The organism is Corallococcus sp. RDP092CA, from assembly GCF_041903675.1.
Taxonomy (GTDB): Bacteria; Myxococcota; Myxococcia; order Myxococcales; family Myxococcaceae; genus Corallococcus.
The window spans coordinates 246,320-257,900 of record NZ_JAYESI010000005.1; the positions used below are offsets into that span (position 1 = coordinate 246,320).

Here is an 11,581-nt window from a genome sequence, read left to right on the forward strand (position 1 = left end):
GCCGGCGGTCCACGCGAAGCAGACGCACGTAAGGGAGGGAGCATGCCGACGCTGGGAATCGACCTGGGCGGGACGTTCGCCCGGGCCGCGGTGGTGGATGGGAAGGGTGTCATCCTCGCGAGCGCCAAGGTCGCGGTGCAGGACCGCAAGCCGCAGGGCGTGGTGGAGACCATCGCCCAGGCGGCGGAGGAGGCGGTCAAGAAGGGCGGGGTGAAGGTGGACGGCTGCGGCGTGGGCGCGGCCGGGCAGATCCACAAGGACACGGGCGTCATCTCCGTGGCGCCCAACCTGGGCTGGCGGGACGTGCCGCTGGCCCAGCTGCTCACGAAGCGGCTGGGCTACGACGTGAAGGTGGTGAACGACCTGTCCGCGGCGGCGTGGGGTGAATTGCACGCGGGCGCGGGCCGCGGGGCCCAGGACATCTACGTGGTGTTCGTGGGCTCCGGCGTGGGCAGCGCCATCGTCGCGGACGGGCGGCTGGTGCACGGCGGCGGCGGCGTGGCGGGCGAGCTGGGCCACATCAAGGTGGTGCCCGGCGGCCGGCTGTGCGGCTGCGGCGAGCACGGCTGCCTGGAGGCGTATGCGGGCGGCCACAACCTCATCGCGCAGACGAAGGAGCTGATGGCGTCGGGCGGCTCGCGCGTGCTGGAGCGGCTGACGAACGACGACGCGGACAGCATCACCCCGGTGACGCTGGAGACGGCGGCGGAGGCGGGGGACGCGAAGGCCCGGGAGATCCACGACCGCGCGGCGCACTTCCTGGCGCTCGCGGTGGCCAACCAGGTGACGGTGCTCAACCCGTCGCGGCTGGTGCTGGGCGGCGGCGTGCTGACGCACTGCCCGGGCATCAAGCGCCAGGTGCTGGACGGCGTGCAGCAGTGGTCATCCCGCGTGTCGCGCGAGGGCCTGCTCATCGCCGACGCGGAGCTGGGCGACGACAGCGGCCTCATCGGCGCGGCGCTGCTGGTGAAGTGAAGCCCCCGGCGCGGGGGCCTCTCCCCGCGCCACGCGGAGGGCTACGGGGGCTCCGGCTTCGGAGCCGGCGCCGCGTCCGTGAGGCGCAGCTTCGCGATGCGCCCCTCCTCGCCCACCGCCCAGGCGGTGTCCCGCGTGCGCGGCGGCGTGGACACGGCGTGGAAGCCCGCGCGGTCCAGCGGCTCCCACGTCCTGCCCGAGTCCTTCGACACGTCCGAGCCCGTGGGCCCCACGGCGATGAGCCACGGCTTCTTCTCGCGCGTGAGCGGCGCGACGCAGGAGCGGTAGCCCCCGAGCCCCTTCTCCGGCACGGTCCACCTGCGCCCGGCCCCGTCCAGCGTGAGCGCCGCGGTGCCCGTCTTCACCTCCGGCTGCTTGTAGTCGCCGCCCACCGCGATGCCCGCCATCGGGCTCCAGAAGTACAGCGAGAACACCCCCGCGCCCTCCCCCGTGGCCAGCGGCGTCGGGGCGACGCTCCACGTCTTGCCCCGGTCCGCCGAGTGCAGCACGCGCGCCACGGAGCCCCCCAGCCCGAACCAGACGTGGGACGTGCCATGGACGGCGATGCTCGTGCCGCTGGCCGCGAAGCCGGCCTCCCCCGCGAGCGCGGCGGGCAGCGCTCCTTCGGGCACGGGCTTCCACGTCGCGCCGCCGTCCTCGGTGGTGATGACGACGAAGTGCCCGTCCACGGGGTCGCTGAACGCGACGCCGTGCCGTTCGTCCCAGAAGGCCATGCCGTTGAAGAAGGCTCCAGGCCGGGTGTTGGTGAACTGGAGCGTCCAGTGCGCGCCCCCGTCCGTCGTCTTGTAGATGCGCGACCTGTCACCCGCGCCGATGGACAGCACATAGGCCGTGCGGTCGCTGAAGGCGTCCACGTCGCGGAAGTCCAACGCCTCCGCGTCCGGCACGGGGGCCCTTGTCCACGTCGCGCCGCCATCCGTGGTGCGCACGACGGTGCCCTTGTCGCCGCTGGCCCACGCCACGCGGCCGTCCACCGCGCTCACGCCGCGCAGGCGCACCGTCGTCCCGCTCGCCTGTGGCTCCCACTGCATGCCCGCGCTCCCCTGGGCCAGCCACGTCGCCAGCCACACCGCTCCCGTCGTCATGTCCAGGTGCCTCCCGCGTGTCCGTCCACGCGAGGCGGGACGCTAGCCGAGCTGGGCCCGGTCAGCGCCGCTCGGCGGGGTTCGCGGCGTCCGGCAGCGAGGTGTCCTCGGGGATGAAGGCGACGCGGCACCTGTCCAGGTCGGGGCCGCAGGCGCGGTCCAGGTCGCCGCGCGTGTCGCAGCCCGGGCGCTCCTCGCAGGCGTCCGGCAGGAAGGCCCAGACGAACTGGAGCACGTTGCCACCCCGGCCCTCCGGCAGCGCGGCGAGGAGGTCCGGCTTCCGCTCCTGGAACAGGCGCGCCAGGCGCACGGTCTTGTCCTCCAGCTTCACGTGCCGCGCGTCCCCCATGTACCGGCGGCTGGCGTCGTTGAGCTGCGCGTCCAGGAACTCCGGCTGGTAGGGCGCGCCGTCCAGCCGGGGCCCGCCGCGCGTCCCCTCGAAGAGGGCGAAGTGCACGCGCGGGTCCGCGTACTCGCCCAGGAGGATGCGCCGCTTCAGGGCATACAGCGTCAGCCGCTCGCCGCCCACCGGCCACGCGTGGGTCCAGTAGAAGCCGCCGAACCAGGACGCGCCCACGCCGTCCGGATAGCGCTCCACCAGCTGCATCAGCACCAGCGCGTTGTACGCGTTGAGCCAGTACGCCAGCCCGTCCTCGGGCGCGGGGAACAGCTCCGGCTGGCGGTGCGGCGACACCGCCGCGAGCGACGCGACGAAGCGCTCCAGCGCCGCGCGGTCGCGCGACAGGCCGTCGAAGTCCAGGTCCCCGCTGGGGCGCACGTGGCTCAGCGCCTGCGCGTAGTCCGCGTAGCCGAAGGGGCCGGCCGCCGGAGGCGCGGGCGCGGGCAGGGCGCCCCCCACGTACAGGCCCGCTCCCACGGCGAGCGCCACCAGCACGGCCAGGGGCGCCACGGTGAACCAGCGCGCGCGGCGGCGGGAAGGGATGGGAGCGCTCACGGCCCGGCAGTCTATGCCACCCGCCGGGCCCGCCTCCCACACCCTTCGGCTCCTCGTGAGCCCCACTCGCGAGCCCCGCCGGGGGCCGCAGCGACGGGCCGCTATACTGCCCGCGCATGGAGCCTACCCCCGACGTCGTCCGGCATTTCCATCCGGTGCTCCCCTCCCGTCAGCTCCGTCGCAAGCCCGTCCGCGTGGAGCTGGCGGGCCACGCCTACGCGCTCTTCCGGGACGCCTCCGGGAGGGCCGCGGCGCTGTCGGACGCGTGCCCGCACCGCTTCGCGCCGCTGTCGAAGGGCACCGTGACGAAGGAGGGCCAGCTCCAGTGCCCGTACCATGGCTGGCGCTTCGACGCGCGAGGGCACGGCGTCAACCCCAGCCAGCCGGAGCTGCGCCACTGCGAGGCGCGGAGCTTCCAGGTGGTGGAGCGCCACGGCTACCTCTGGCTCGCGCACGCGGACACGCCGGAGTCCGCGATGCCGGCGCTCGCCGGCGGCGACTACGTCTTCGGTGGGACGTTCTCCACGCTGTTCGAGGCGCCGCTGCACGTGGCGCTCGACAACTTCAGCGAGGACGAGCACACGCCCTTCGTCCACACCCGGCTGGGGTGGAGCGGCTCACAGGCGGGAGCGGTGGAGTTCGAGGCGCACAACCACGACGACCGCACGGAGGTGCACTACCGCGCCCCGCAGCGGCCCGCGCCCATCATGCGCCTGCTCGCGGTGGGCAAGGGAGACGTCTTCCACAATGACTGGGTGACGCGCTTCGACCCGGTGCGCAGCGCCTATACGATCCGCTGGACCGCGGCCTCGGGAGCGCCGCGCCCCTTCATCACGCAGGCGCACATCTTCTTCGTGCCGGAGACGGCGCGCACCACGCGCCTGCACGTCTTCTCCTTCCTGCGCACGGACGTGCCCGCGCTCCGGCCCTTCCTGCCGGTGGCGGCGAGGGCCGCGCTGGGCCTCACCTGGTGGGAGGTGCGCGACGACGCGCGCTTCATCCCCACCGTCGCGGACACGCCCTACAGCCACAAGGGCATGCGGCTGGACAAGTACGACAAGCCGCTCGTCCACCAGCGCAAGCTGCTGGAGCGCATCTACTACGCGCAGGCCCCTGAGCCGGCGCTGCCCCGGCTCCGCGACGCCACGGGCTCCTGAACGCGGGGGCCGCCGTGGCATCGCGAGGACCGGTGGGGCGCGGCGGCCGTCAGTGCATGGACGGCGCGGGCTCCTCGTAGGTGGGGATCGCCTCGCCGGTGCGCGCCTCGAAGGCGTTGCAGCCGCTGTCCCCGGAGACCACGAGCGCGAACTGCTTGAGGTGCGACTGGTTGCAGCTCTGCACGGCTTCGTCGCTCGGCTCGTCGCTGTTGCCAGCGAAGAAACGACAGTTCTTGCAGTTGCCCCAGGATGCGTCCGCCATGGTTCCCTCCTCGTGGAAACGGGGTCCAAGAGGAGGGTGGGGTCGGTGGCGGACCCCCACAATGAAACACCTGCCTCCCGCCTGGGAGGGCAGGGGACCCGGCGCCCAGGGGCGGGCGCCGGGAATCACACCTCACCGCGCGCTACTGCTCCTGCGCGGGCTGCTGCGGGGCCGGCTGCTCCTGCGCGGGCTGCGGCTGAGGGGCCGGCTGCTGGGCCGCGCCGGCGCCGGGCTGCTCGCCCAGGGCGGCCGCGTCCTTCTTCACCGAGCCGGACTCGAAGGAGCCCAGCGAGTTGAGCAGGCGCAGCGCGGCGAGCGAGGCCTGGAGGCGCTCGGACACGAAGCCCACCTCCGCGTTGGTGAGCGCGGTGTTGGCGTCCGCGACCTCCAGGTAGGTGGCGACGCCCGCCTTGAAGCTCACGTCCGTCAGGCGGTTGGACTCGCGCGCCAGCTCCAGGGCCTCCTCGGCCTTGGCGCGGTTGGCCAGCGCGTTCTCCAGGTCCAGCTTGGAGCGCCGCACCTCCTCCTTCACGCGGGCCTGCGCCAGCGCCTGGGTGACGGTGGCCTCGCGCACGCGCGACGACGCCTCGGAGAGGTTCGCCTCGCGCAGGCCGCCGTCGAACAGCGTCCAACTGGCGCCGAAGGTGATGGCCCAGGTCTCGTTGGAGCCCGTGAAGCCCGCCGCGTTCGCGATGCGGTAGGCGCCCGTGACGCCCAGCGTGGGCAGGTAGCTCAGGATGACGCCCGTCTTGTTGGTGCGGCTGAGCTTCACGCCCACCTCGGCGGCCTGCACGTCCGAGCGGTCCTGCAGCGCCTGGTTCACCAACTCGTCCGGCGACGCCTGCGCGGGCACCGTCGGCTCCGGCGGCGGGGCCAGGTCGAAGTCCGGCTCGCGCTGGATGAGCGTGCCCAGCGCCAGCTTCAGGCCCGCGAGCGCGTTCTTCGCGCGCACCAGGTCCTGCTCCGCGCGCGAGCGGTCCAGCTGGGCGCGCAGCAGCGCCACGCGCGTCACCGTGCCCGCGTCGAACCGCGCCTGGGTGTCCTTCTCACGCGCCTGGTTCAGCTCCAGGAGCCGCTCCTGCGCGCGCAGGGCCTCCTGCTGCGCCGCGGCGCCGTAGTACGCCTGCGCCACGCCGAAGAGCACCTGCCGGCGCGCCGTCTGCGTGTTGAGCTCCGCCAGCTTCACGGACTGGTAGGACGCCGCGATGCTGGCCCACAGCTGCGGCGCGATGATGGCCTGCCGCACCTCCGCCTGCGCACCCTTCTGGATGAGCGGCTGGATGGTGATGTCCACCGGCGCGATGGGGCCCGCGGGGATGACGGCCGCCACGTTGTTGCGCGTGATGGACGCGCCCACGCTGATGTTCGGCAGGTAGCCCGACCACGCCTTGCGCGTGGCGAGCGATGCCTGCTCGAAGCGCTCCTGCGCGACCTTCAAATCGAGGTTCTGCTGGCGGGCGGACTCCAGGGCCTCATCCAGCGTCAGTACGGGCGCCGCGGCCAGGGTGGCCGACAGGGACAGCGCCAGAAGGGTACTCATACCGCTCGACCTCCTCACCGTCCCGCGGGAGCGCGAGGCGGATCCGTCCTATGGACGACTGCGTTGCGTCCTCTACCCGACCTTGGCGCGGCGTTGAAGTAATCCGCACTGTCGGATGTTGGAATATGCGGAATGTAGTAGCGGTCAATGGTTGATGATGTCAATTGTTTATGTGCGTCCGATGAATTAACGTAAATTCACTATGAATGGCTTCAGCGACGGTCCTAGCGAGCAGGTGCTGCGCCAGCCGGTGGCCTCCCGTGGCCAGCCCGAGGGCGGGAGCGGACTGCCCGAGCAGGCGTGGGCGCTGCTGTACGAGATGCTGCACACCCATATGCGCAACTTCCCCGCGCTGGCGGCGGAGCTCGACCTCTCGCCCGTGCAGGCGCACGTGCTCAAGCAGCTGGGCGAGGGGCCGCTCGCGATGAGCACGCTCGCCCACTACCTGTCGTGCGACGCGTCCAACGTGACGGGGCTGGTGGACCGGCTGGAGGCGCGCGGGCTGGTGGAGCGCAAGAGCAGCGAGCAGGACCGGCGCGTGAAGATGCTGGTGCTGACGGAGGCGGGCGCGGAGCTGCGCGGGCGGCTGATGGAGCGGCTGAGCGCGCCGCCGCCCCTCATCGCCGCGATGCCGGACGAGGACCTGGCGGCGCTGCGCGACATCATGCGCCGCGCGCTGAAGACGCAGTAGCGCGGCGGGCCGGGCTCAGCGGAGCCCGGGCGTCCCCGCGTCAGTCCAGCAGGAAGGTGTACGAGTACTTCATCTCCGTGGCCACCGGCTCACCGCCCTTGATGGCGGGCTTGAAGCGGAAGCGGCGGATGGCGTCGCGCGCGGCCTCGTTGAGGCCGTAGCCGGGCCCGGAGATGACCTTCACGTTGCTCACCTTGCCCTCCGCGTCGATGGTGATGGACAGCGTGACGGTGCCCTCGATGCCCGCGCGGCGCGCCTCGTCCGGGTAGGGGATCTTCACCTCGGACGCGACCGAGGGCTCCGTGTCCACCTGGTACACGGGCACGTACCTGGGCGCGGAGTAGCCCTTCACGTCCTTGGGGTCCTTCGCGGGGCCGGTGGCCTTGCCGTAGGCGGTGTTGCCCACGGGCGCGGCGAAGGAGCCGGCGCTGGTGGTGGACGACATGGTCATGCCCACCACGAGCGGCGGCGGCTTCGCGGAGGGCTCCGGCGGCGGCGTGTCGTTGGGCGGCGGCGGGGCCTCCGTCGGGGGCGGGGGCTTGGGGGCCTCCGCGACCTTGATGGGCGGCGGCTTCACCTTCACCTTCGGGGGCGGCGGAGGCGGCGGCTTGGGCTCCTCCGGCTGCTCTTCCGGAGGCGGCGGGGGCGGCGGCTTCTGCACCTCCACCATGACCAGCTCCACCGGCTTCTGGGGGGCCGCGTGCGTGCGGCCCTCCAGGGTGGAGAGGAACCCGAAGGCCACCCCGTGCAGCGCGAGCGACACGAGGACGAACAAGAGCAGGAACCGCGTGGAGCGGTCGCGCTGGGGCAGGGGAGAGGGTTCGAGGACCGCCTGGCTCATCGTCGCGGGGCCTCGTCAGGGCGTGGCGGGCGCGGCCCGGGCGGGGGCGGCGTCCTTCTCGATGTTGAGGGCGAACTTCGCGATGCCCTGGCCCTTCACCACGTCGATGAGGCGCATCACGCGGCCGTAGGCGAGCGTCTGGTCCGCGCTGATGATGGCGCGCGTGTCCTTGTCCTTGGCCACGGCCTCCGTCACGCGGCGGGACAGGTCGGCCTCCGTCACCTCCGCGCCGTCGAAGTAGAGCTTGCCCTCCTTGTCGAGGACGACGTTCACCAGGCCCTGCACCGTCTCACCGCCGTTGGCGGCGCGGGGCAGGTCCACCTCCACCGTCTCGCGGACGATGAAGTTGGCGGTGACCATGAAGATGATGAGCAGCACCAGCACCACGTCCACCAGCGGGGTGACGTTGATGCCCGAGATCTCCTCGTCGCTGTCGTTCGCGCCGCCGGCCATGGGCTAGTTGCCTCCCGCGGCGCCCGGCTTGCGCGCCTTCATGGCGCCCACGAGCGCGTGGCCCAGGGCGGTGGTGCGGCTGGTGAGCGTCTTGAGCTGGCGGTTGAAGACGTTGAAGGCGACCACGGCGGGGATGGCGACGGCGAGGCCCACGGCGGTGGCGACGAGCGCCTCCGAGATGCCGGCCATCACCGTCTGCTGCATGGCGCCGCCCTTGGCGTTCATGGCGCCCAGGTCGTTGAAGGCCTTGATGATGCCGAGCACCGTGCCGAACAGGCCGATGAACGGGGCGTTGTTGCCCAGCGTGCCCAGGATGGACAGGCCGCGCTCGTACTGGGGGCGCTCGCGGGCGACGGTGGACGCGATGACCTGCTCCACGGTGTCGGGGCCCTGCGACGCGGAGCCCAGGGCCTCGCGGATGACGGCGGCCTCCATGCCCTTCTGGTTCTTCACCTCGCCGGCCACGGCGTCGAACTCGCCGCGCGCCAGGCGCACCGCCAGGGCCTCCGAGTTGGGCAGCCGGTGGCGCGAGAAGTAGACGGCGCGCTCCAGCATCACCGCGATGGAGACGATGGAGAGGGTCACGAGCAGCCAGAGGACCCACTCGGCGCTGCCCAGCGTCACCCCGAGCAGCTTGCTGCTCAACCATCCGAGTTCGGGTTGGGCCGCCTGGGCCAGGAGGAAGGAGGACGTCATGTGGGAAAAGCCCGGTTCAAGAGTGGGATCGCTCAACGCGCGGCGCAGTCTCTTGTTCCCCCCGACTCAAAAGTCAAATGGATCGGGGCCGGGTTCACCCGTCCGTCGCGCGATGGTGGACGGCCATGGGGGCAGGAGGGCGCGGATGTCGGATGGCCATCACCGGACCGGGCGGGGCGGGCATGGGAGCGCCTGCTCCGCCGGTGGATGAGAACACTCTCAGGGACGGCGGCTGGGGCTGCTGGTCTGCGCGGGGTCGCGCTCCACGACGGGGCCGAGGATGGCGTCGATGCGGCGCAGGAGCTCCGCGTCCAGCTTCACGCCGGTGGCCTTCACGTTGTCGAGCACCTGCTCCGGCCTGGTGGCGCCGATGATGGCGGAGGAGACGCTCTTGTTCTGGAGCACCCACGCGATGGAGAGCTGCGCCATGGACAGGCCGGCCTCCTGGGCCAGGGGCTTGAGCTGCTGGACGCGGGTGAGCACGTCGTCGGTCATGAAGCTGGTCATGAACTGCGCGCCCTGCGTGGCGGCGCGGGTGTCCGCGGGCGGGGGCTTGCCGGGGAGGTACTTGCCGCTGAGCACGCCCTTGGCCATGGGGGACCAGACGAGCTGCCCCAGGCCCTCGGCGTCGGAGGTGGGGATGACCTTGGACTCGATGACCCGCCAGAGCATGGAGTACTGGGGCTGGTTGGAGATGAAGGGCACGCGCAGCTCGCGGGCGAGCTTCGCGCCGGCGGAGATCTGCTCGGCGGTCCACTCGGAGACGCCGATGTAGAGGGCCTTGCCCTGGCGGACGAGGTCGGCGAAGGCGAGCAGGGTCTCCTCCAGGGGCGTCTCCGCGTCGAAGCGGTGGGCCTGGTAGAGGTCCACGTAGTCCGTCTGGAGGCGGCGCAGGGAGCCGTGGATGGACTCGAAGATGTGCTTGCGGGACAGGCCGCGGTCGTTCTGGCCGGGGCCGGTGGGCCAGTAGACCTTGGTGAACAGCTCGTAGCCTTCGCGGCGCTGGCCCTTGAGGGCGCGGCCGAGGACGGCCTCGGCCTTGGTGCCGGCGTAGACGTCGGCGGTGTCGAAGGTGGTGATGCCGGAGTCGAGCGCCGCCTTCACGCAGGCGACCGCGGCGTCCTCCTCCACCTGGGAGCCGTGGGTGAGCCAGTTGCCGAAAGAGATCTCACTGACCTTCAGGCCGCTGCGACCAAGGAATCGGAAGTTCATAGGGGGCGGCAGAGTAACCGCCGCCTTCGGGCGCTCGCCCGGGTTTCGCGGTTTCTCGACAGCTGGAGTCGCACGGACGACCGTCCACGGCGGGATTCGACCGTTCCCCGGCGTCGCTTGTGGACGGTGGGTCGGGTGTCCGACACTGCCTTCCACGCATGGCCGCCAGTGATGAACGCCGCTTCCAGTCCCTCGTGCTCGCGCCCATCCGGCGCGTGCAGCGGCGGCTCAACATCGTCGCCTGGGCCGGCGCGGGCATGGCCCCGCTCTGGGCCCTGGCCACCGCCTGCGTGCTGGCCCGGCTGCTCCTGCGCGACCTGGCGGTGTGGGCCCTGCCTCCGCTCCTCCTCGCGGGCCTGGGCTGGTGGCTCGTTCGCGCCCGGTCCCGGGGCGTGTCGCTGGAGTACGCGGCGGTGCTCGCGGACCGCTCCGCCAGGGCGGGGGGCCTGCTGCTCACGCGGCTGGAGCGCCCGGTTGGCGAGTGGGAGCTGAGCCTCAATCAGCTCGCCCAGCAGGTGACGCCTCCGGAGGTTCCGTGGCTCCGGCCCGCGGGCGAGCTCCTGGGGGCGCTCGCGTTCCTCGCCGTGGGGTTCCTCGTGCCGTTGCCGGCCCTGCGCGCTTCGAACATCAACGCCGCCGCCGCGACCCAGGTCGCCGCCGTGCAGGCCCAGGCGGAGGCCCTGGCTCGCGAGGAGCCCCTCGGCCCCGACGTCGAGGAGGAGCTGCGCCGACTGTCCGAGGAGGTCGCGCAGGGGCGCTTCGACTCCGCCGACTGGGAAGCCGCGGACGCGCTGGAGCAGCGGCTCGCCGAGCGCGCGTCCGAGGCCGCCGCCGAGCTCAACCGCGCGTCCGAGGCCGCCGCCGAGCTGGAGGACGCGCTCGCCGCGGCCGGTGGCGCCGAAGCCGCGACCCGTGAGCGTGAGTCGCTGGAGCAGGCCCTCATGGCGCTCGATGCCCGCGCCAGCGGGAGCCCGGAGGACTCCGCCGCCGGTGAGCAGGAAGCCCCCGCGTCCGAGCGGAGCTCACAGGGGCAGGGCGCGGACTCGCAGGGCGGTGGTGACGCGCAGCAGGGCTCGCGGGCGTCCTCCGACACAGAGGCCCGTGCCTCCGCTCGCGCCCAGGCCTCCGGCTCGCCGGATCAGATCGCCGACCTGCGCCGCACGCTCGAACGGCGCCAGCAGTCCCTGGCCCAGCGCTTCGGAGAAGAGAGCGCCTCGCGAGGGAACCGCGGCGCCCAGGCGCGGCGTTCCACCCGGCGGCAGCAGTCCGGGCAGGGGCAGCGGGGCCAGGGCCAGAAGGGACAGGGGCAAGGGCAGGGTGAAGGCGAAGGCGAAGAGGGCGACGGACAGGGACAGCAGGGCGGCCAGCACGCGAGCCGGCGCACGCGCCAGGGCGATGGCGCGGGCGTGGGCCGGGGCGGAGAGAGCCAGCCGCTCGTCTTTGGCGGCGAGGCGGAGATGAACCCGGAGCGGCTCGCCTTCCAGCCGCTGCCGGATGGACATGGCGGCGAGGCGGAGGAGCTGTGGGGCCTTCGCGCCGCGGATCCGCGGGCCCGGACGGGGCAGGCGGGGCCCGGCGGCTCGAAGGGCACGGGCGCGAAGGGCGACGCGACGGCGGGACCGACCTCCGGTCCGCTGCTGCCTCGCAACCGCGACCTGGTGAAGCGGTACTTCGGTGGTTCGTAGTCCAGAAG

The 11,581-nt window shown here is 72.7% G+C and carries 12 protein-coding genes; 4 read left to right on the plus strand and 8 right to left on the minus strand.

Annotated elements, in window-relative coordinates:
* Positions 1-42 precede the first annotated feature (42 nt).
* A complete protein-coding gene (locus U8525_RS08535; protein ID WP_374263556.1) occupies positions 43-975 on the plus strand; it encodes an ROK family protein in 933 nt (310 codons plus the stop codon).
* 41 nt (positions 976-1,016) lie between these two features.
* Here U8525_RS08535 and U8525_RS08540 read toward each other — a convergent pair whose 3' ends face one another.
* Together U8525_RS08540 and U8525_RS08545 are read right to left on the minus strand one after the other, a co-directional pair.
* Positions 1,017-2,081 (minus strand): WD40/YVTN/BNR-like repeat-containing protein, encoded by a 1,065-nt coding sequence (locus tag U8525_RS08540; protein ID WP_374263558.1) that lies wholly within the window; start codon positions 2,079-2,081, stop codon positions 1,017-1,019.
* Positions 2,082-2,142: 61 nt separating this feature from the next.
* Positions 2,143-3,036 carry a DUF547 domain-containing protein gene (locus U8525_RS08545; protein WP_374263560.1) on the minus strand — a complete coding sequence of 298 codons (894 nt, stop codon included), beginning with the start codon at positions 3,034-3,036 and terminating at the stop codon, positions 2,143-2,145.
* A 155-nt stretch (positions 3,037-3,191) separates the two neighbouring features.
* Between U8525_RS08545 and U8525_RS08550 the strand changes: the two genes are divergently transcribed.
* The gene (locus tag U8525_RS08550) at positions 3,192-4,193 is read left to right on the plus strand and encodes a Rieske 2Fe-2S domain-containing protein (protein WP_374263562.1); all 1,002 of its coding nucleotides are present in this window, start codon (positions 3,192-3,194) and stop codon (positions 4,191-4,193) included.
* Between the two features lie 49 nt (positions 4,194-4,242).
* Here U8525_RS08550 and U8525_RS08555 read toward each other — a convergent pair whose 3' ends face one another.
* Positions 4,243-4,455, minus strand: a complete 213-nt coding sequence (locus tag U8525_RS08555) for a hypothetical protein (protein ID WP_374263564.1) — start codon at positions 4,453-4,455, stop codon at positions 4,243-4,245.
* Between the two features lie 142 nt (positions 4,456-4,597).
* The gene (locus U8525_RS08560) at positions 4,598-5,995 is read right to left on the minus strand and encodes a TolC family protein (RefSeq protein ID WP_374263566.1); all 1,398 of its coding nucleotides are present in this window, start codon (positions 5,993-5,995) and stop codon (positions 4,598-4,600) included.
* Positions 5,996-6,197: 202 nt separating this feature from the next.
* On the opposite strand from U8525_RS08560, the gene U8525_RS08565 reads away from it, so the two are divergent.
* Positions 6,198-6,686: a MarR family winged helix-turn-helix transcriptional regulator gene (locus U8525_RS08565; protein WP_374263568.1), complete on the plus strand. Its 489-nt coding sequence runs from the start codon at positions 6,198-6,200 to the stop codon at positions 6,684-6,686.
* 40 nt (positions 6,687-6,726) lie between these two features.
* Here the strand turns inward: U8525_RS08565 and U8525_RS08570 are convergent, their stop codons facing one another.
* The 4 genes from U8525_RS08570 to U8525_RS08585 form a co-directional block, all read right to left on the minus strand.
* Positions 6,727-7,527, minus strand: coding sequence for an energy transducer TonB (locus tag U8525_RS08570; protein WP_374263570.1), 801 nt, complete (start codon positions 7,525-7,527; stop codon positions 6,727-6,729).
* Between the two features lie 15 nt (positions 7,528-7,542).
* The gene (locus U8525_RS08575; RefSeq protein WP_120589507.1) at positions 7,543-7,980 is read right to left on the minus strand and encodes a biopolymer transporter ExbD; all 438 of its coding nucleotides are present in this window, start codon (positions 7,978-7,980) and stop codon (positions 7,543-7,545) included.
* Between the two features lie 3 nt (positions 7,981-7,983).
* Entirely contained in the window at positions 7,984-8,676 is a 693-nt protein-coding gene (locus U8525_RS08580) for a MotA/TolQ/ExbB proton channel family protein (protein ID WP_374263573.1), read from the minus strand.
* 219 nt (positions 8,677-8,895) lie between these two features.
* Positions 8,896-9,888: an aldo/keto reductase family protein gene (locus U8525_RS08585; RefSeq protein ID WP_374263576.1), complete on the minus strand. Its 993-nt coding sequence runs from the start codon at positions 9,886-9,888 to the stop codon at positions 8,896-8,898.
* A 158-nt stretch (positions 9,889-10,046) separates the two neighbouring features.
* On the opposite strand from U8525_RS08585, the gene U8525_RS08590 reads away from it, so the two are divergent.
* Positions 10,047-11,573: a hypothetical protein gene (locus tag U8525_RS08590; RefSeq protein ID WP_374263578.1), complete on the plus strand. Its 1,527-nt coding sequence runs from the start codon at positions 10,047-10,049 to the stop codon at positions 11,571-11,573.
* The last annotated feature ends 8 nt before the right edge of the window (positions 11,574-11,581 follow it).

Bases quoted from the DNA above. Each gene is read 5' to 3' on its own strand.
- U8525_RS08590 (WP_374263578.1), top strand. From the start codon at position 10,047: ATGGCCGCCAGTGATGAACGCCGCTTCCAGTCCCTCGTGCTCGCGCCC.
- U8525_RS08585 (WP_374263576.1), bottom strand. From the start codon at position 9,888: ATGAACTTCCGATTCCTTGGTCGCAGCGGCCTGAAGGTCAGTGAGATC.
- U8525_RS08580 (WP_374263573.1), bottom strand. From the start codon at position 8,676: ATGACGTCCTCCTTCCTCCTGGCCCAGGCGGCCCAACCCGAACTCGGA.
- U8525_RS08555 (WP_374263564.1), bottom strand. From the start codon at position 4,455: ATGGCGGACGCATCCTGGGGCAACTGCAAGAACTGTCGTTTCTTCGCT.
- U8525_RS08560 (WP_374263566.1), bottom strand. From the start codon at position 5,995: ATGAGTACCCTTCTGGCGCTGTCCCTGTCGGCCACCCTGGCCGCGGCG.
- U8525_RS08535 (WP_374263556.1), top strand. From the start codon at position 43: ATGCCGACGCTGGGAATCGACCTGGGCGGGACGTTCGCCCGGGCCGCG.
- U8525_RS08565 (WP_374263568.1), top strand. From the start codon at position 6,198: ATGAATGGCTTCAGCGACGGTCCTAGCGAGCAGGTGCTGCGCCAGCCG.
- U8525_RS08570 (WP_374263570.1), bottom strand. From the start codon at position 7,527: ATGAGCCAGGCGGTCCTCGAACCCTCTCCCCTGCCCCAGCGCGACCGC.
- U8525_RS08540 (WP_374263558.1), bottom strand. From the start codon at position 2,081: ATGACGACGGGAGCGGTGTGGCTGGCGACGTGGCTGGCCCAGGGGAGC.
- U8525_RS08575 (WP_120589507.1), bottom strand. From the start codon at position 7,980: ATGGCCGGCGGCGCGAACGACAGCGACGAGGAGATCTCGGGCATCAAC.